Here is an 18,962-nt window from a genome sequence, read left to right on the forward strand (position 1 = left end):
TCAGCATAATGTAAAAACAATCCACCGCACAGGTGTAAATGATTTCATTAACATCTAAGTAATCAAGGAGATAAATCCGTCTCCCGCCCTTCGTCATCATGGTATGCTTCAGGAATAGTGTCCGACAGCGAGTTTAGCCATTGTGAGTATGTTCAGCCATTCCGCCATTGCCAGCCTCAACAATCTGGAAATGATGGTCTACAACTATGTCATTAAGAACCGCGATAAAGTGATGTACATGACCATCCGCGAGCTGGCGGATGCGGCGGGCGTTTCCACTACCACTATCCTGCGCTTCTGCCGCAAGCTCAACTGCGATGGTTACTCGGAATTTCGGGTGCGCTTTAAACTCTATCTGGAGCAGAACGAGCCGCAGCAGGCGAATTTTGGTGCCAGTGAAATTATCAGCTTCTTTAAAAGCGTAAATAACGAAGAGTTTGATGCGCTATTAGATAACGCGGTCGATATTATTTTATCATCTGAACGAATTATTTTTGTCGGTGCGGGCACCTCCGGATCGCTGGCAAAATATGGCGCACGTTTCTTTTCAAATATCGGGAAATTCAGCAACCATATCGACGATCCTTATTTCCCGGTCACTAACGATATGGCTAAAAATGCGCTGGCTATTGTACTCTCCGTCTCCGGCGAAACCGAGGAGATCCTGCGCTTCGCCAGCCAGTTCAGCCTGCACCACTGCAAGGTGCTCTCAGTCACCAGCCACGAACATTCACGTCTCGCAAAGCTGGCGGACTTTAACCTCTCCTGGCACGTACCGCAAACGCGCATTGGCGGCGTTTACGATATCACCACGCAAATTCCCGTCATCTATATTCTGGAATCATTAGGCCGGAAACTGGCGAAGAAATTAACAGAATAAAACATCCTGTTTTTTTGATGTGACAAATTACAATTTCCGCAAAATGTTATATCGTGACATTTAATTCCGCTTTGCTAGACTCGAAATCAATAAGTCCTGAATTGAGAATAGCAAAGATGAAAAAACTCACCTTACCGAAAGATTTTTTATGGGGCGGCGCGGTAGCGGCGCACCAGGTTGAAGGCGGCTGGAACAAAGGCGGCAAAGGGCCAAGCATCTGCGACGTGCTCACCGGCGGCGCACACGGCGTTCCGCGAGAAATCACGCAGGAAGTGATTGAAGGCAAATATTACCCGAACCACGAAGCCGTCGACTTTTACGGCCATTACAAAGAAGACATTAAGCTGTTTGCCGAGATGGGCTTCAAATGTTTCCGTACCTCCATCGCCTGGACGCGCATCTTCCCGAAAGGCGACGAAACTCAGCCAAACGAAGAGGGGCTGAAGTTTTACGACGACATGTTCGATGAACTGCTGAAGTACAACATCGAGCCGGTTATCACCCTCTCCCACTTTGAAATGCCGCTGCACCTCGTTCAGGAATATGGCGGATGGACCAACCGTAAAGTGGTCGATTTCTTTGTGCGCTTCTCGGAAGTGGTATTTGAGCGCTACAAAAATAAGGTCAAATACTGGATGACCTTCAACGAAATCAACAACCAGCGCAACTGGCGTGCGCCGCTGTTCGGCTACTGCTGCTCTGGCGTGGTCTATACCGAGCACGACAACCCGGAAGAGACCATGTACCAGGTGCTGCACCACCAGTTCGTGGCCAGCGCGCTGGCGGTGAAAGCCGCACGCCGCATTAACCCGGAAATGAAAGTCGGCTGCATGCTGGCGATGGTGGCGCTCTATCCGTACTCCTGCAAGCCAGAAGATGTCATGTTCGCTCAGGAATCCATGCGCGAGCGCTACGTCTTCACCGACGTGCAGCTGCGCGGCTACTACCCGTCTTACGTGCTGAACGAGTGGGAACGCCGTGGCTTCTCCATCAAAATGGAAGCGGGCGACGAGCAGATCCTGCGTGAAGGCACCTGCGATTACTTAGGTTTCAGCTACTACATGACCAACGCGGTCAAAGCGGAAGGCGGTACCGGTGACGCCATTTCCGGCTTCGAGGGCAGCGTGCCGAACCCACACGTCAAGGCGTCCGACTGGGGCTGGCAGATTGATCCGGTAGGCCTGCGCTATTCGCTGTGTGAACTGTACGAACGTTATCAGAAGCCGCTGTTTATCGTGGAAAATGGTTTCGGCGCCTACGACACCGTGGAAGAGGACGGCAGCATCAACGATGACTATCGCATCGACTACCTGCGCGCCCACGTGGAAGAGATGATGAAGGCGGTGACCTGGGATGGCGTGGATCTGATGGGCTACACGCCGTGGGGCTGCATCGACTGCGTCTCCTTCACCACCGGCCAGTACAGTAAGCGCTACGGCTTTATCTACGTCAACAAGCACGACGACGGTACCGGCGACATGTCCCGCTCCCGTAAGAAGAGCTTTGAGTGGTATAAAACCGTCATTGCCAGCAACGGCGAAACGCTGTAATGGCTCGCCCTCTCTGCAAGCGGAGAGGGCAAACCGCTTATCTTCCAGACACTTCTTTACAGCTTTTGCGTTGCCAAAATATGTTCGCCCGATAATATAGGCGTCCTGAATATTTGAGGCGAACATGATCAAGCGACAACGCAACGCTATCCTGCTTGTAGCCCTGGCCTGCCTGGTGGTGCTGATATGCACCGCCCAGCGGATGGCCGGGATGCACGCGCTTGTCATGAACGTCACCGCCACGAGCCAGTCTGTCCAGCAGGGGCAGGAGAGTACCGACGCACCGGTAACCCCGTGTGAGCTTAGCGCCAAGTCGCTGATGTCGGTCCCGCCTGTTTTATTTGAAGGCGCCCTGATTGCCGTCACCCTGCTGCTGGCGTTGCTGGCAGCCAGTCCACCGCGCCGCGAACGGCAGTGGCCTCCCCGCGTTATCTCCCCGCCCCGGTTAAGGGTGCATCTGCGATTATGCGTCTTCCGTGAATGAGCCTTCGCCTGTTACTTCAGGTTAATTCATCATTTACGGAGAAAATTTATGTTTACTGTATTCAGGCGACTGCTGGTCTGCCTGCTTTGGCTATGGCTGCCCCTCAGCCAGGGTGCCGACAGCGGCTGGCTGCGCGCCGCCGATAATCAGCACGCCAGCGTCAGGCTGCGTGCGCAACCCGAAAGCACTGGCGAAACCCGCCTGCTGCTGGACGTCGCCCTGCAAAAAGGCTGGAAAACCTACTGGCGCTCGCCGGGCGAAGGCGGCGTCGCCCCCGCGATTAAATGGCATCAGCCCGTCGAGGCGATCTGGCGCTGGCCTGTGCCGCAGCGTTTCGACGTCGCGGGCATCACCACGCAGGGCTACCACGGCGATGTCAGCTTTCCCATCACTCTGAGGGGCGACGTCCCGAAGATCCTGAGCGGCGTGCTGACGCTCTCCACCTGTAGCAACGTCTGTATTCTTACCGACTACCCGTTTTCGCTGAACATGACAGCATCCGCAGGCGCCGGTTTTGATTACGATTTCAGTCGGGCCATGGGCACCCTTCCGCTCAGCGGCGGGTTGACCTCAACGCTTAACGCCACCTATGCCCCCGGCAAGCTGACCGTAACGGCGCAGCGTGACGCAGGCTGGCAGGCGCCGTCCCTGTTTATCGACGGTATGGATGATGTTGATTTCGGCAAACCGGCCCTCACCGTGCGCGGTGATTCGCTGGTCGCCACCGTGCCCGTGACGGACAGCTGGGGCGAGGCCGCGCCCAACCTCAGCGGCAAAACCCTGTCGCTGGTTCTGGCCGATAGCGGCCAGGCGCAGGAGTCCAGCCTGAGCATTCAGCCGGGGAACGCCGCGCCGACGCTCTCGTTAGGCTGGGTGCTGCTGATGGCGCTGGCGGGCGGTCTGATCCTTAACGTCATGCCCTGCGTACTGCCCGTGCTGGCCATGAAGCTGGGCACGCTGATGCAAACCGAACGGCAGGCGCGGGGTCAGGTACGCCGACAGTTTCTTGCGTCGGTAGCCGGGATCGTGATCTCGTTCCTCGCGCTGGCGCTGATGATGACGGTTTTACGCTTAGGCAATCAGGCGCTCGGCTGGGGGATCCAGTTCCAGAACCCGTGGTTTATTGGCGCGATGACGCTGGTGATGGTGCTTTTCAGCGCCAGCCTGCTGGGGTTGTTTGAAATCCGTCTCCCTTCCGGCGCCAGTACCTTCCTTGCCACGCGCGGCGGCAACGGGCTTGCGGGTCATTTCTGGCAGGGCGCGTTTGCCACGTTGCTGGCGACGCCCTGCACCGCGCCGTTCCTGGGGACGGCGGTCTCGGTCGCGCTGGCGGCGCCGCTTCCCCTGCTGTGGGGGATCTTCCTGGCGATGGGTATCGGTATGAGCCTGCCGTGGCTGCTGGTGGCGGCCTGGCCGGGGCTGGCCCAGCGCTTGCCGCGTCCGGGACGCTGGATGAACGTCGTACGCGTAGTGCTGGGGATGATGATGCTCGGCTCATCGCTGTGGCTGCTGAGCCTGCTGACGGTGCACATTGGCAGCCTGCCCGTCATCACGCTGGGCGTGCTCCTGATCCTTACGCTGCTGCTGGTCACCGCCTGGCGCTACCGCTGGCAAACGGCACTGCGCGCCGGGGTATTAGCTGTAGTGGTGGCCGGGGCGGTCGCGTTTGTATCCGGTTCCGGCGGCGAGGGTTCCCGCCGCGATCGTATTCACTGGCAGCCGCTCAGCGAGCAGGCCATTGCCCGCGCGCTGGCGGAGAACAAACGGGTGTTCGTCGACGTGACCGCCGACTGGTGCGTGACCTGTAAAGCCAATAAATACAACGTGCTGCTGCGCGACGACGTGCAGGATGCGCTCTCCGCCCCGGACGTTGTCGCCCTGCGCGGCGACTGGAGCCGCCCCTCAGATACCATCAGCCAGTTCTTAACCACGCGCGGCAGCGCCGCCGTGCCGTTTAACCAGATCTACGGACCGGGATTACCGCAGGGCCAGGTGCTGCCTGCGTTGTTAAGCCGCGAAGCGGTGCTGAGCACCCTGTCCGATGCAAAAGGAAAATAACATGAGAGCCTTCGTTGCCTTACTTCTGCTGTCGTTATCAACGTTCGGTTTCGCCGCACCTTCTGATGACGCTTCCAGCGACCAGCTGGCAAAACTTCTGTTTAACGACCCCAACAGCCCGCGAACCGGCGCGACATCGCCGAAGCTGACCATCGTCTCCTTCACGGACTACAACTGCCCGTATTGCAAGCAGTTCGACCCAATGCTTGAGAAAATCGTGCAGGAAAATCCCGACGTGCAGCTCATCGTCAAACTGCTGCCGTTCAAGGGACAAAGCTCGGTAAATGCCGCGAAAGCGGCACTCTCAACGTGGCAGCAGGCGCCGGATAAATTCTGGGCGCTGCACCAGCGGCTGATGATGAAAAAGGGCTATCACGATGACGCCAGCATCGCCGCCGCGAAGGTAAAGACCGGAACGGACAGCATTAAAACGGATGATAAAACCATGGACAGCCTAAAGATGAACCTCATCCTGGCGCAGGTGCTGAATATTCAGGGTACCCCGGCGACCATTATCGGCGACCAGATGGTGGCGGGCGCAATTCCGTATGACGACCTGGAGGGGCTGGTCAAAGAACAGCTGGCAAACGCCCGTGGCAAGTAAGCTTCCGCGCCTTCTGCGCGAGCTGGGCGTATGGCTGCTGATTGGCGTAGCCGTGAGCCTGGCGGTGGACTATTTCCGCCAGCCCGCGCTGCCGCAGAATTTCTCCGCGACGGCACTGCACACCCTCGACGGTCAGCCCGTCGATCTTATCGCCATGAGTAAGGAGCGACCGCTGCTGGTCTACGTCTGGGCGACATGGTGCGGCGTCTGCCGCTACACCACGCCGTCGGTGGCGGCGCTTGCCGCGGACGGGGGTAACGTGATGTCGGTTGCGCTGCGCTCGGGCGATAACGCGACGCTCGAAACCTGGATGAGGAAGAAGAAGGCGACGATGCCCACGGTCAACGACGCCAGCGGAGAGCTGGCGCGTGAGTGGGACGTTAAGGTTACGCCAACGCTGGTGGTGATCTCTCACGGTGAAGTGAAGTCGATCACCACCGGCTGGACCAGCGGCTGGGGAATGCGCCTGCGGCTGTGGCTGGCGTCGTAGCGTTACTTCCCGCCAGCCAGCTCCAGGAAGCTACCGGTGACATAGGAGGCTTTGTCGCTCAGCAGCCAGACAATGGCCTGGGCGACCTCCTCCGGCTGACCGCCACGCTGCATCGGTAACGTCGACTTCACCCGATCCACACGCCCCGGCTCGCCGCCGGAGGCGTGAATATCGGTATAAATCAGGCCTGGCCGCACGCCGTTAACGCGAATGCCCTGCGCCGCCACCTCCAGCGCGAGGCCGGTGGTCAGGGAATCCACCGCCCCTTTTGAGGCGGCATAATCCACATATTCCCCCGGCGCGCCCAGCCGTGATGCCGCCGAGGAGACATTCACAATCGCGCCGCCCTTGCCGCCGTGTTTATGCGACATGCGCTTAACCGCTTCACGGCAGCAGAGAAAATAGCCGGTGACGTTGGTAGCCAGCACGCGGTTAATACGTTCAGCGGAGAGATTTTCGATGGTGGATTGTTCAAACAAAATCCCGGCGTTGTTCACCAGCGCGGCGAGCGGCTCACCTTCGCGATCGATGCTGTCGAACATCGCCATCACCTGCGCTTCATCGCTGATGTCCGCGCGTACGGCAAAGGCTTTACCGCCCGCGTCCACGATCTGATTAATGACGTCCGTCGCGGCTTTGATGTTGTGATGAAAATTCACCGCAACGGTGTAGCCTTCGCTTGCCAGCTGTAGCGCGGTGGCTTTACCAATACCCCGGCTGGCGCCGGTGACCAGTGCAATTGCCATTCTTTTCTCCCAATAAAAAAGCCGGGTAGCGGCTTCGCCTTACCCGGCCTACGTTACTACAGGAACAACGTTACTGGTATTCGCTCATCGGTACGCAGGAGCAGAACAGGTTACGGTCGCCGTAAACATCATCAAGACGTTTCACGGTTGGCCAGTATTTGTTTGCCACACCTGCCGGGAAGACAGCCAGCTCGCGGGTATAACCGTGGTTCCACTCTGCCACCAGTTCGTTCTGTGTATGCGGCGCGTTCACCAGCGGGTTATCTTCCAGCGTCCACTCCCCGCCTTTCACGCGGTCGATTTCGCTGCGGATAGCCAGCATGGCGTCGATAAAGCGATCCAGCTCCACCTTGCTTTCAGATTCGGTCGGCTCAACCATCAGCGTACCCGCTACCGGGAACGACATGGTTGGCGCGTGGAAGCCGTAGTCGATCAGACGCTTGGCGATATCCAGCTCGCTGATGCCCGTCTCTTCTTTCAGAGGACGAATATCGAGGATGCATTCGTGCGCCACGCGACCGTCGCGACCGGTATAAAGCACCGGATAGGCGTCCTTCAGACGCGTTGCGATGTAGTTGGCGTTGAGGATCGCCACCTGGCTGGCCTGCTTCAGCCCTTCCGCGCCCATCATGCGGATGTACATCCAGCTGATTGGCAGGATAGAGGCGCTGCCGAACGGTGCCGCGGAGACCGCGCCCTGACGGGTCAGCATGCCTTCAATCTGCACCACGCTGTGGCCCGGCACAAACGGTGCCAGGTGCGCTTTCACGCCGATAGGACCCATCCCCGGGCCGCCACCGCCGTGCGGAATGCAGAACGTTTTATGCAGGTTCAGGTGCGACACATCCGCGCCAATAAAGCCCGGAGAGGTGATGCCCACCTGGGCGTTCATGTTTGCGCCGTCGAGGTAAACCTGGCCGCCGAACTTATGCACCACTTCACACACTTCACGGATAGTTTCTTCGTACACGCCGTGGGTGGACGGGTAGGTCACCATGATGCAGGAGAGTTTGTCGCCCGCCTGCTCGGCTTTGGCGCGCAGGTCGGCCAGATCGATGTTGCCGTTTTTGTCGCACGCCACAACCACCACTTCCATTCCTGCCATCTGGGCAGAAGCCGGGTTGGTACCGTGGGCAGAGCTTGGGATCAGGCAGATATCACGGTGGCCTTCGTTGCGGCTTTCGTGATAGTGACGGATCGCCAGCAGACCAGCGTATTCACCCTGCGCACCGGAGTTCGGCTGCATGCAGAGCGCGTCGTACCCGGTCAGCTTCACCAGCCAGTCGGAGAGCTGGTTGATCATCATGTGATACCCTTCCGCCTGCTCAGCCGGGCAGAACGGGTGCAGCTCAGAGAATTCAGGCCAGGTAATTGGGATCATCTCAGCCGCGGCGTTCAGCTTCATGGTGCAGGAGCCCAGCGGGATCATCGCCTGGTTTAGCGCCAGATCTTTACGTTCCAGAGAGTGCATGTAACGCATCATCTCGGTTTCGCTGTGATAGCGGTTGAACACCGGGTGAGTCAGGATCGCGTCGTCGCGCAGCATGCTTTCCTGAATGGAGCGGCTGTCGAGCGCAACCTCTTTGTCGAGCGTATCAACGTCCAGACCGTGTGCGTCACCCAGCAATACGTTGAACAGGGTCAGGATATCGTCACGGGTGGTGCTTTCGTCCAGCGTAATGCCGACCGCATTGTGAATGTCGCTGCGCAGGTTGATTTGCGCTGCCTCGGCGCGCGCCAGCACGGCCGCTTTGTCTGCCACCTCGACGCACAGGGTATCGAAATAGTGTTCATGACGCAGTCTGAGACCTTTCTGTTGCAGACCGCAGGCCAGGATATCGGCCAGACGGTGGATGCGGCTGGCAATACGTTTCAGGCCAGCCGGACCGTGGAACACCGCGTACAGGCTGGCAATGTTAGCCAGCAGCACCTGCGAGGTACAGATGTTGGAGTTCGCTTTCTCGCGGCGGATATGCTGCTCGCGGGTCTGCATCGCCATGCGCAGCGCGGTGTTACCGGCGGCATCTTTCGATACGCCGATAATACGGCCTGGCATGGAACGTTTAAATTCATCTTTCGCGCCAAAGAACGCCGCGTGCGGGCCGCCGTAGCCCATCGGCACGCCGAAACGCTGAGCTGAGCCGAAGACAATATCCGAGCCCTGTTTGCCTGGCGCCGTCAGCAGCACCAGCGCCATAAAATCAGCGGCGACGCTAACAATAACCTTACGGGATTTCAGCTCGGCGATCAGTGCGCCGTAGTCGTGCACTTCCCCGGTGGTGCCCACCTGCTGCAACAGCACGCCGAAGACGTCCTGGTGATCCAGCACTTTTTCAGCGTCGTCGACAATCACCTCAAAGCCGAAGGTTTCCGCACGGGTGCGCACCACGTCCAGCGTCTGGGGATGCACGTCCGCCGCCACGAAGAAGCGGTTGGCGTTTTTCAGCTTGCTCACGCGCTTCGCCATCGCCATCGCTTCGGCGGCGGCGGTCGCTTCATCCAGCAGCGAGGCAGAGGCGATATCCATACCGGTCAGATCCAGCGTCACCTGCTGGAAGTTCAGCAGCGCTTCCAGACGGCCCTGGGAGACTTCTGGCTGATACGGGGTGTAAGCGGTGTACCAGCCCGGGTTTTCCAGCATGTTACGCAGGATCACCGGCGGTAACTGCACGTTGGTGTAGCCCATGCCAATGTAAGACTTATAGCGCTTGTTAAGGCCGGCGATGGCCTTCAGCTCCGCCAGCGCGGCGAACTCCGTCGTGGACTCGCCTACCTGCGGCGGCGTAGCAAGCTGGATGTCTTTTGGCACGATCTGGCCGATCAGTGCGTTTAATGAATCCGCGCCAACTGTCTTCAGCATCTCCTGCTGTTGCTGAGCATCCGGCCCAATGTGACGTTCAATGAAGGCGCCACGGTTTTCAAGCTGGCTTAAAGTCTGTGTCATGAGCGATGGTTCCTGAAACGTGCAGTGAATTTAAGTTCCCTCTCCCTTTGGGAGAGGGTTAGGGTGAGGGGAAGATTGGCACCCTCACCCCTGCCCTCTCCCAAAGGGAGAGGGGGATTACTGATTACTCGTCTTCTAACAGTGCTTCGTACGCGGTCGCATCCAGCAGCGCGGCAACCTGCGCTTCGTCGCTGGCTTTGATCTTGAAGATCCAGCCGCCTTCATACGGTTCGCTGTTGACCAGCTCCGGGGAGTCGCTCAGCGCGTCGTTCACGGCAACAATTTCACCGCTCACCGGGGCGTAGATGTCAGAGGCCGCTTTAACGGATTCCGCCACCGCACAGTCGTCGCCTGCGCTCACGGTTGCGCCCACTTCCGGCAGATCAACAAACACCATGTCGCCCAGCAGCTCCTGCGCGTGCTCGGTGATCCCAACGGTGTAAGTGCCGTCCGCCTCTTTGCGCAGCCACTCGTGTTCTTTGCTGTATTTCAGTTCTGCTGGCACATTGCTCATTGAAGTTCTCCTGATAAAAATAGTTAGGCGACCGGCTTACCGGCGCGAACAAAAATCGGTTTGGTCACGTTGACCGGCATTTCGCGGTTGCGGATCTGCACCACCGCCGTTTCGCCAATCCCCGCCGGCACGCGTGCCAGGGCAATACTGTAGCCGAGCGTCGGGGAGAACGTTCCGCTGGTGATCACGCCTTCGCGATGATTGCCATCGGCATCGGTGAAGCGTACAGGCAGCTCGCCGCGCAGAACGCCTTTTTCTTTCATCACCAGGCCTACCAGCTGTTCAGTGCCCTTCTCGCGCTGCATCTCCAGCGCTTCACGGCCAATAAAATCACGGTCAGCCGGTTCCCACGCAATGGTCCAGCCCATGTTGGCCGCCAGCGGAGAGACGCCTTCGTCCATCTCCTGACCGTAGAGGTTCATCCCTGCTTCCAGACGCAGCGTATCGCGCGCGCCCAGGCCCGCAGGCTTCACGCCCGCCTCCACCAGCGCACGCCAGAAATCAGCGGCCTTCTCGTTTGGCATCGCAATTTCGTAGCCCGCTTCACCGGTGTAGCCGGTGGTGGCGATAAACAGATCGCCCGCCTGCACGCCGAAGAACGGCTTCATGCCTTCGGTGGCTTTGCGCTGCTCGTCGCTGAACAGAGAGGCGGCTTTCGCCTGGGCGTTTGGCCCCTGCACGGCAATCAGCGACAGATCGTCACGGACGGTGATGTCTATGGCGTAAGGTTCAGCGTGTTGGGAAATCCAGGAGAGATCTTTTTCGCGGGTGGCGGAGTTTACAACGAGGCGGAAGAAATCTTCGGTGAAGTAGTAGACGATGAGGTCGTCAATCACGCCGCCAGAGGCATTGAGCATGCCGGTATAGAGCGCTTTGCCCGGCGTTTTCAGTTTGGCGACGTCGTTTGCCAGCAGATAACGCAAAAACTCCCGGGTGCGGCTACCGCGCAGGTCGACAATCGTCATATGAGACACGTCGAACATACCGGCATCGGTGCGCACCGCGTGGTGCTCATCAATCTGCGAGCCGTAGTGCAGCGGCATCATCCAGCCGTGGAAGTCCACCATGCGGGCGCCGCACAACACGTGCTGTTCGTACAAAGGAGTCTGTTGAGCCATCTTTTCCTCGTTGAAAAATTCACCGTGAAACCCGGTGTCGGCCTCGCGATCGGGGGCCGACGCAAACGTTCTCTTTTACCTGAACTTACCACCGAAACCGGCGGTTAACCATAAGGTAAAACGGGTCATCACATTAGCTTATGACCAAAAATCGCTGAAAAGCCTACAGAGTTATTCACTGGGAAAATGCGATTAAACCCGCATAAAATTAACAATGATCTAACAGAATTTAGCAGATGGTGATATTTCGTGCGGAAAAACGGGCCGAATTTCCGTAACATAAAAATAGTAAGATTAGATTTTCTAATGCGAAAAATGACGTGAAATTAGATTATTTCAAACAAGGAAATTTCCCCGGCGCGGAGGCCGGGAAAATAAAGTGTGACGGGGATCGAGATTAACGTAACCAGTCGGGAAGATCGTTGAGGCCCATTGCCTGACGAAGAAGCTGCGGTTTTACGCCGGGAAGAGTGTCGGCCAGCTTGAGGCCAATATCGCGCAGCAGTTTTTTCGCCGGATTCGCTCCGGCAAACAGCTCGCGGAAACCCTGCATCCCCGCCAGCATCATCGCCGCACTGTGTTTGCGGCTGCGCTCGTAGCGACGCAGATACAGATGCTGGCCAATATCTTTGCCTTCCCGATGCAGGCGACGCAGCTCTTCAACCAGCTCAGCCGCGTCCATAAAGCCGAGGTTCACCCCCTGCCCGGCCAGCGGATGAATGGTATGCGCCGCATCCCCCACCAGCGCCAGACGGTGCGCGGCAAACTGACGCGCGTAGCGACCGGTTAACGGAAACGTCTGGCGTTCGCTTTCAAGCATGCACAGGCCCAGACGGTTATCAAACGCCACGCATAGCGCCTGACTGAAGGCATCCGGCGTCGCCTCCTGCATCTGCTGCGCTTTCTCCGGCTCTAAGGACCAGACGATGGAGCAGAGATGCGGATCGGCAAGCGGCAGGAAGGCCAGAATGCCGTCATTATGGAAAATCTGGCGCGCCACGCCGCCGTGCGGCTCTTCGGTGCGGATTGTGGCCACCAACGCGTGATGGCGGTAATCCCAGAAGGTCAGCGGAATATCCGCTTTGTTACGCAGCCAGGAATTGGCGCCGTCGGCACCCACCACCAGACGCGCGGTCAGCATGTCGCCACTTTCAAGAGTGATAAACGCGTCGTTTTCGCCCCACGCCACCTGCTGGAGTTTCGCCGGTGCGATCAGCGTGACGTCGCTGCACTGCTGTGCTTTCTGCCACAGCGCGTGGTGGATCACCGCGTTTTCAACGATGTGTCCAAGGTGGCTATAGCCCATGCTTTCATCGTCAAACGCGATATGGCCGAAGCTGTCTTTGTCCCACACTTCCATGCCATGGTAACAGCTGGCACGCAGCGCCACGATTTCAGACCAGACGCCAAGGTGCGTCAGTAGCTTTTCGCTGGCGGCATTGATCGCCGAGACGCGCAGCTCCGGCGGTGCATCCTGCGCCACAGGCTGCGGCGCTTTTTGCTCAAGCACGGCCACGCGCAGGCCGCTGCCCTGTAAACCACAGGCCAGCGCCAGTCCTACCATTCCGCCACCCACAATGGCGACATCAACATTTTGCACGGTCAATACTCCTTAACGCGCGACCCAACCCAGGGTCCGCTGCGCCAGCACGTCACGTGCCGGAATGAACAGTTCCATCGCCATCAGCCCAAGGTTGCGACCCGCAACCAGCGGTGCCCAGCGATTGGCAAACAGGTGGACTAAACCGTCGGTGACGCCAATGGTCGCCGCTTTGTCCGCCTGGCGTCGTTTCTGGTAATGGCTTAGCACCGAGTATGCGCCACAATCCTGTTGTTCGCTCCACGTCCGGGCCAGTAGCTCTGCCAGGCTTATCACGTCACGGAGGCCAAGGTTGAAGCCTTGCCCGGCGATGGGGTGCAGCGTCTGCGCGGCGTTGCCGACCAGGGCGACGCGATGGGAGACAGTCTGCGATGCGGTCGTCAGCGCGAGCGGATAGGCCACGCGTTTTCCGGCATGGGTGATGCGCCCAAGCCGCCAGCCGAAGGCTTTTTGCAGCTCGGAACAAAAACGTTCGTCGGACCAGGAGAGAACCTCATCGGCCCGATCCTGCGCATGGCACCATACCAGCGAGCAGCGCCCGTTCGACATCGGCAGCATGGCCAGCGGGCCGTGCTCCGTGAAGCGCTCAAATGCCCTGCCGTTATGCGCGCCAGCCGTAGAGACGTTAGCGATGACCGCCGCCTGCCCATAGGGTTCAGAGCGCCATTCGACGCCGCACTGCGTGGCGATCGCGGAGCGTGAACCATCTGCCGCCACCAGCAGTTGCCCCTCCAGCGTGGTGCCGTTGTCCAGCGTCACGCTGACGGCCTCGTCACGACGGCTAAAGCTGGCGACGCGCGCCGGACAGTGCAGCGTGACGCCAGGCGCGTCCTGTAACAGACGGAACAGCCGCAGCCCTACGTTATGCAGCTCGACAACCTGCCCCAGCGCCTCGATCCGGTAATCGTGGGCATCCAGCGTCACAAACCCGGCATGCCCGCGATCGCTGACGTGAACGGTGCCGATCGCCGTTGCGCAATCCGCTATCGCCTGCCAGATCCCAATACGCGCAAGCTGCTGACAGGTTCCCTGCGCCAGCGCGATAGCGCGGGCGTCGAAACCGGGATGATCGGCCGCCTGCGGCGCGACCGCCTCGACGAGATGCACCGGAAGCTGGCCCTGGGTTAACTGCGAAATAGCCAGCGCCAGAGTAGCGCCGGTCATGCCTCCGCCAACGATGATTACGCTCATCCGCGTGCCGCCGCCATCAGCGCCTCGATGTCGTCAGCTTTTTTCACCACGGTCGCGGTCAGGTTTTCGTTACCGGTTTCGGTGATGACGATATCATCTTCAATACGAATGCCGATCCCGCGGTACTGTTCCGGCACGTCGGCATCCGGCGCGATGTACAGCCCCGGCTCAACGGTCAGCACCATGCCAGGCTCCAGCACGCGCGAACGTTCCGGACCGTATGCCCCGACGTCATGCACATCCAGCCCCAGCCAGTGGCTCAGGCCGTGCATAAAGTACGGACGATGGGCGTTTTCGGTTATAAGGGTGTCCACATCGCCTTTCAGAATGCCGAGCTTCACCAGCCCGGTAATCATGATGCGCACCACCTCGCCCGTAACCTCCTGGATGGAGGTGCCAGGACGGAACAGCGTCAGCGCGGTCTCCAGAGACTCAAGCACGATGTCATAGATTTCACGCTGCGCGGTGGTGAATTTACCGTTCACCGGGAAGGTACGGGTGATGTCGCCCGCGTAACCCTGATATTCACAGCCGGCGTCAATCAGCACCAGATCGCCGTCGCGCAGTTCACTTTCGTTTTCGGTGTAGTGCAGAATGCAGCCATTTTCCCCGCCGCCTACGATGGTGTTATAGGACGGGAAGCGCGCGCCGTGACGGTTAAATTCATGGTGAATTTCGCCTTCAAGCTGGTACTCGAACATACCGGGACGGCACTTTTCCATGGCGCGGGTATGCGCCAGGGCGCTGATTTCGCCCGCGCGGCGCATCACGTTCAGCTCTTCGTCAGACTTAAACAGGCGCATCTCATGCACCATCGGTCGCCAGTCCGTCAGGGTGGCGGGTGCAGACAAATTCTGACGTGAGCCTTTACGCAGCTTATCCAGCGCGGTGAAAACAATGTCATCCGCATACGCGTATTCGCCCTGCGCGTGATAGAGCACGTCCAGACCGTTCAGCAGTTGGTAGAGCTGCTGGTTGATTTCGCTGTAGGCCAGCGCGCGGTCCACACCCAGTTTTTCTGGCGCCGCCTCCTGCCCTAAGCGGCGACCAAACCAGATTTCCGCGGTCAGATCGCGCACGCGGTTAAAAATCACGCTGTGGTTGTGGGTGTCATTGCTTTTAATCAGCACCAGTACCGCTTCCGGCTCGTTAAACCCGGTGAAGTACCAGAAATCACTGCTCTGGCGATAGGGGTATTCGCTGTCGGCGCTGCGCGTCACTTCCGGCGCGGCGAAAATCAGGGCAGCGCTTCCCGGCTGCATTTTCGCCAGCAGCGCCTGACGACGGCGAGAATACTCTTGACTGGAGATAACCATGACACCCTCCTGTGCGTTATTTTTCTTAGTGTAATGTTGGCTTGCGAACTTCCGGCGCGGTCGGCTGCGAGCGCGTAAAGTTGTCGTGACACAGCAGAGACGCCACGCGCACGTACTCGATAATCTCTTCGAGAGACATCTCCAGCTCTTCCTGGTCTTCGTCTTCATCGTAGCCGAGCTGGGCGATGTTACGCAGATCGTCGATCGCTTCACCCGCTTCGCCGGTCACTTTATCCAGTTTAGGCTGGGTTACGCCCAGGCCAAGCAGATAGTGGTTTACCCAACCCGCGAGCGCATCAGCGCGATCGAAGACGCTGACATCGTCGCCTTCAGGCAGATAAAGCTGAAAAAGAAAGCCATCGTCTTCCAGGGAATCGCTGGTTGCGGCATGCATTTTACGCAGCGCTTCCGCCAGTTCGTGGCCAAACGCCAGCCCTTCGTTGGTGAGGTCGTGGATCAGCGGCTGCCATGAGCTGTCGCTGTTTCCGCCGCACAGTATGCCGCTGATCAGACCGTGCATTTCGGCAGGGGTCAGACCGACTCCCTGCTGGTTCAGTAACTGGTTTAAATCCTTGTAACCAGGCATTTCGTTCTGTATAGACATACGCATTCGTCATCAAAGGGAGGATATTCATGATATGCTACCACTTTGGACCCTGGTGATACCAGAAAAGGGCTTGTATCTTCACATCAGGGTAGCTATAGTGTCGCCCCTTCGCAGCCCCCGGGGCAGTAAGCGAAGGCAGCGCAGTCAATCAGCAGGAAGGTGGCATGTCTGCACAACCCGTCGATCTCCAGATTTTTGGCCGTTCACTGCGAGTGAATTGTCCGCCTGAACAAAGGGATGCCTTGAATCAGGCTGCGGACGATTTGAATCAGCGGTTGCAAGATCTAAAAGAACGCACTAGAGTCACAAATACTGAGCAGCTGGTTTTCATCGCCGCGTTGAACATCAGCTATGAACTGACTCAGGAAAAAGCGAAGACCCGCGATTACGCGGCAAGCATGGAGCAGCGCATTAAAATGCTCCAGCAGACCATAGAACAGGCATTGCTTGATCAAGGTCGCAGTCCCGAAAGACCGGGACCAAAGTTTGAATAACACTTCTCAGTTGACTATGGTAGAGTAACTGTGAAGACAAAATTTCTCTGAGATGTTCGCAAGCGGGCCAGTCCCCTGAGCCGATATTTCATACCACAAGAATGTGGCGCTCCATGGTTGGTGAGCATGCTCGGTTCGTCCGAGAAGCCTTAAAACTATGACGACACATTCACCTTGAACCAAGGGTTCAAGGGTTACAGCCTGCGGCGGCATCTCGGAGATTCCCTCTCTTTTCTTCTACCGACTACCATGACTCAACTCCCTGAAGTTTCTGCTTCACGCCAGGACATCCGTCAGCTTATTCGCCAGCGTCGTCGCGCCCTAAGCGCCGAGCAACAGGCACAGTTTGCCCAGCAGGCCGCCGCCCGCATGATGGCCTATCCGCCTGTGGTGATGGCAAACACCGTCGCCCTGTTTCTCTCGTTTGATGGTGAGCTGGATACCCAACCGCTTATCGACCAGCTCTGGCGCGCCGGGAAAAAAGTTTACCTGCCGGTTCTGCATCCCTTTAGCCCGGGCAATCTGCTGTTTCTGCACTACCATCCGCACAGCGAGCTGGTGGTAAATCGTCTGAAAATCACCGAACCCAAACTCGACGTGCGCGACGTGCTCCCGCTTTCCGGGCTGGATGTGCTGATTACACCGCTGGTGGCGTTTGACGAGCAGGGCCAGCGATTAGGCATGGGCGGGGGATTCTATGACAGGACGCTACAAAACTGGCAGCAGTACGGATTGCAGCCGGTGGGGTATGCGCATGATTGCCAGGGCGTGGAGGCATTACCCGTGGAGAAATGGGATGTGCCGTTGCCGGCGGTGGTGACGCCATCGAAGTTGTGGGAGTGGTGAACCAAGCGTGCGGCCAGATGCCCTCACCCCAGCCCTCTCCCACAGGGAGAGGGTGAAAACATAAAAAACGGTAACTATCGTTACCGTTTTGCATTTACCTCGCACCATCAGTACAACAGGCGCGCGCGAATCGTCCCCGGAATGGCCTTCATGCTCTGCAATGCTTTCTCGGCGATATCTTCATCCGCTTCAATATCAATCACCACATAACCCATCTGCGAGTTAGTTTGCAGATACTGCGCGGCAATGTTAACGCCCTGCTCGGCAAAGATCTGGTTGATGGCGGTCAGCACGCCAGGACGGTTTTCGTGGATGTGCAACAGACGACGCCCACCGTGCAGCGGCAGAGACACTTCCGGGAAGTTCACCGCAGAGAGCGTTGAACCGTTGTCGGAATATTTGCTCAGTTTACCCGCCACTTCCAGGCCGATATTCTCCTGCGCCTCCTGAGTAGAACCGCCGATGTGCGGCGTCAGGATCACGTTGTCGAACTCGCACAGCGGAGAGGTGAACGGATCGCTGTTGGTGGCTGGTTCCGTCGGGAACACGTCAATCGCCGCACCCGCCAGATGCTTACGCTTCAGCGCGTCGCACAGCGCAGGAATGTCAACCACCGTACCACGCGCGGCGTTGATCAGCAGAGCGCCCGGCTTCATCAACGCCAGCTCTTCCGCCCCCATCATGTTTTTGGTGGACGCATTTTCCGGCACGTGCAGGCTGACCACGTCGCTCATGTTCAGCAGGTCAGAAAGATGCTGCACCTGCGTCGCGTTACCCAGCGGCAGCTTGCTTTCGATATCGTAGAAAAACACGTGCATGCCGAGGGATTCCGCCAGAATACCGAGCTGCGTACCGATGTGGCCGTAACCGATAATCCCGAGCTTTTTACCACGCGCTTCGTAGGAGCCCGCAGCCAGCTTATTCCACACGCCGCGGTGCGCTTTGGCGTTAGCTTCCGGAATGCCGCGAAGGAGCAGCAGCAGCTCGCCAATCACCAGCTCCGCCACGGAACGGGTGTTAGAGAACGGCGCGTTAAAGACCGGGATACCGCGTTTGGCGGCGGCATTCAGATCAACCTGATTGGTGCCGATGCAGAAACAGCCAATCGCCACCAGCTTTTCCGCCGCAGCAATAACGTCTTCAGTCAGTTGGGTACGGGATCGCAGGCCAATGAAATGGGCATCACGGATGGACGCTTTCAGCTCTTCAGTGTCCAGCGCGCCTTTGTGAAATTCGATGTTGGTGTAGCCTGCTGCGCGAAGGCTATCGAGCGCTTTCTGGTGCACGCCTTCAACCAGCAGGAATTTAATCTTGTCTTTCTCCAGTGATACCTTTGCCATTTACCCGACCCTGTTTTTATCTGAACTGATGTTGTGCTGGATATAAATCCCGTGCAGCCAACATATCAAAAAAAACTATTGCAGCAATATGAACGTTTGCGTCGGCACTCTGAAGAAAAGTCATACAGAGCAAAATGGCAGAGGAAAATGCTGCGGAAAATTACGAACGTGGCAGGATCG

Annotated in this window: 17 protein-coding genes and 1 other RNA gene; 9 read left to right on the forward strand and 9 right to left on the reverse strand. The window is 58.1% G+C overall.

The genetic code is table 11. The annotated features are described in order from the left end of the window. The first annotated feature begins 148 nt into the window (after positions 1 to 148). The 6 genes from ACWKXX_RS18130 to ACWKXX_RS18155 all read left to right on the forward strand — a co-directional run bounded on the left by ACWKXX_RS18130 (position 149) and on the right by ACWKXX_RS18155 (position 6,066). Positions 149 to 880, forward strand: coding sequence for a MurR/RpiR family transcriptional regulator (locus ACWKXX_RS18130; protein ID WP_015571796.1), 732 nt, complete (start codon positions 149 to 151; stop codon positions 878 to 880). 116 nt (positions 881 to 996) lie between these two features. Beyond that, positions 997 to 2,430 carry a 6-phospho-beta-glucosidase BglA gene (gene bglA / locus ACWKXX_RS18135; protein WP_023295383.1) on the forward strand — a complete coding sequence of 478 codons (1,434 nt, stop codon included), beginning with the start codon at positions 997 to 999 and terminating at the stop codon, positions 2,428 to 2,430. 124 nt (positions 2,431 to 2,554) lie between these two features. Continuing rightward, positions 2,555 to 2,914 carry a hypothetical protein gene (locus ACWKXX_RS18140; protein ID WP_003863427.1) on the forward strand — a complete coding sequence of 120 codons (360 nt, stop codon included), beginning with the start codon at positions 2,555 to 2,557 and terminating at the stop codon, positions 2,912 to 2,914. A gap of 48 nt (positions 2,915 to 2,962) precedes the next feature. Next, on the forward strand, positions 2,963 to 4,972 hold the full coding sequence (locus tag ACWKXX_RS18145) for a protein-disulfide reductase DsbD family protein (protein WP_261666020.1): 2,010 nt from the start codon (positions 2,963 to 2,965) through the stop codon (positions 4,970 to 4,972). Between the two features lies 1 nt (position 4,973). Continuing rightward, complete coding sequence (locus ACWKXX_RS18150) at positions 4,974 to 5,576, forward strand: DsbA family protein (protein ID WP_045141943.1); 603 nt, start codon at positions 4,974 to 4,976, stop codon at positions 5,574 to 5,576. Further along, positions 5,566 to 6,066 (forward strand): protein disulfide oxidoreductase, encoded by a 501-nt coding sequence (locus ACWKXX_RS18155; RefSeq protein WP_017382895.1) that lies wholly within the window; start codon positions 5,566 to 5,568, stop codon positions 6,064 to 6,066. Before ACWKXX_RS18150 ends, ACWKXX_RS18155 begins: the two co-directional genes overlap by 11 nt. A gap of 2 nt (positions 6,067 to 6,068) precedes the next feature. Here the strand turns inward: ACWKXX_RS18155 and ACWKXX_RS18160 are convergent, their stop codons facing one another. The 8 genes from ACWKXX_RS18160 to ACWKXX_RS18195 form a co-directional block, all read right to left on the reverse strand. Further along, positions 6,069 to 6,812: an SDR family oxidoreductase gene (locus ACWKXX_RS18160; protein WP_454540839.1), complete on the reverse strand. Its 744-nt coding sequence runs from the start codon at positions 6,810 to 6,812 to the stop codon at positions 6,069 to 6,071. A gap of 70 nt (positions 6,813 to 6,882) precedes the next feature. Beyond that, positions 6,883 to 9,756, reverse strand: a complete 2,874-nt coding sequence (gene gcvP / locus ACWKXX_RS18165; RefSeq protein WP_040118069.1) for an aminomethyl-transferring glycine dehydrogenase — start codon at positions 9,754 to 9,756, stop codon at positions 6,883 to 6,885. A gap of 124 nt (positions 9,757 to 9,880) precedes the next feature. Next, positions 9,881 to 10,270, reverse strand: coding sequence for a glycine cleavage system protein GcvH (gene gcvH / locus ACWKXX_RS18170; RefSeq protein ID WP_006811885.1), 390 nt, complete (start codon positions 10,268 to 10,270; stop codon positions 9,881 to 9,883). Between the two features lie 23 nt (positions 10,271 to 10,293). Continuing rightward, positions 10,294 to 11,388, reverse strand: coding sequence for a glycine cleavage system aminomethyltransferase GcvT (gene gcvT, locus ACWKXX_RS18175; protein WP_003860107.1), 1,095 nt, complete (start codon positions 11,386 to 11,388; stop codon positions 10,294 to 10,296). A gap of 397 nt (positions 11,389 to 11,785) precedes the next feature. Then, entirely contained in the window at positions 11,786 to 12,988 is a 1,203-nt protein-coding gene (gene ubiI, locus ACWKXX_RS18180) for an FAD-dependent 2-octaprenylphenol hydroxylase (protein ID WP_023295388.1), read from the reverse strand. A gap of 12 nt (positions 12,989 to 13,000) precedes the next feature. Beyond that, the gene (ubiH, locus tag ACWKXX_RS18185) at positions 13,001 to 14,179 is read right to left on the reverse strand and encodes a 2-octaprenyl-6-methoxyphenyl hydroxylase (RefSeq protein ID WP_032669263.1); all 1,179 of its coding nucleotides are present in this window, start codon (positions 14,177 to 14,179) and stop codon (positions 13,001 to 13,003) included. Beyond that, positions 14,176 to 15,489 (reverse strand): Xaa-Pro aminopeptidase, encoded by a 1,314-nt coding sequence (gene pepP / locus ACWKXX_RS18190; RefSeq protein ID WP_100245288.1) that lies wholly within the window; start codon positions 15,487 to 15,489, stop codon positions 14,176 to 14,178. The genes ubiH and pepP overlap by 4 nt, the downstream gene beginning before the upstream one ends. A gap of 31 nt (positions 15,490 to 15,520) precedes the next feature. After that, a complete protein-coding gene (locus ACWKXX_RS18195; protein ID WP_003860099.1) occupies positions 15,521 to 16,099 on the reverse strand; it encodes a YecA/YgfB family protein in 579 nt (192 codons plus the stop codon). A gap of 167 nt (positions 16,100 to 16,266) precedes the next feature. On the opposite strand from ACWKXX_RS18195, the gene zapA reads away from it, so the two are divergent. The 3 genes from zapA to ACWKXX_RS18210 all read left to right on the forward strand — a co-directional run bounded on the left by zapA (position 16,267) and on the right by ACWKXX_RS18210 (position 17,442). Then, entirely contained in the window at positions 16,267 to 16,596 is a 330-nt protein-coding gene (gene zapA / locus ACWKXX_RS18200; protein ID WP_003860096.1) for a cell division protein ZapA, read from the forward strand. 41 nt (positions 16,597 to 16,637) lie between these two features. Next, positions 16,638 to 16,821, forward strand: a non-coding RNA gene (gene ssrS / locus ACWKXX_RS18205) — 6S RNA. Between the two features lie 24 nt (positions 16,822 to 16,845). After that, positions 16,846 to 17,442, forward strand: coding sequence for a 5-formyltetrahydrofolate cyclo-ligase (locus tag ACWKXX_RS18210; RefSeq protein ID WP_032102944.1), 597 nt, complete (start codon positions 16,846 to 16,848; stop codon positions 17,440 to 17,442). Positions 17,443 to 17,549: 107 nt separating this feature from the next. On the opposite strand, the gene serA is transcribed toward ACWKXX_RS18210, so the two are convergent. Continuing rightward, positions 17,550 to 18,782: a phosphoglycerate dehydrogenase gene (serA, locus tag ACWKXX_RS18215; RefSeq protein WP_015571805.1), complete on the reverse strand. Its 1,233-nt coding sequence runs from the start codon at positions 18,780 to 18,782 to the stop codon at positions 17,550 to 17,552. Positions 18,783 to 18,962 lie beyond the last annotated feature (180 nt).

This window comes from Enterobacter sp. UPMP2061 (assembly GCF_053709615.1).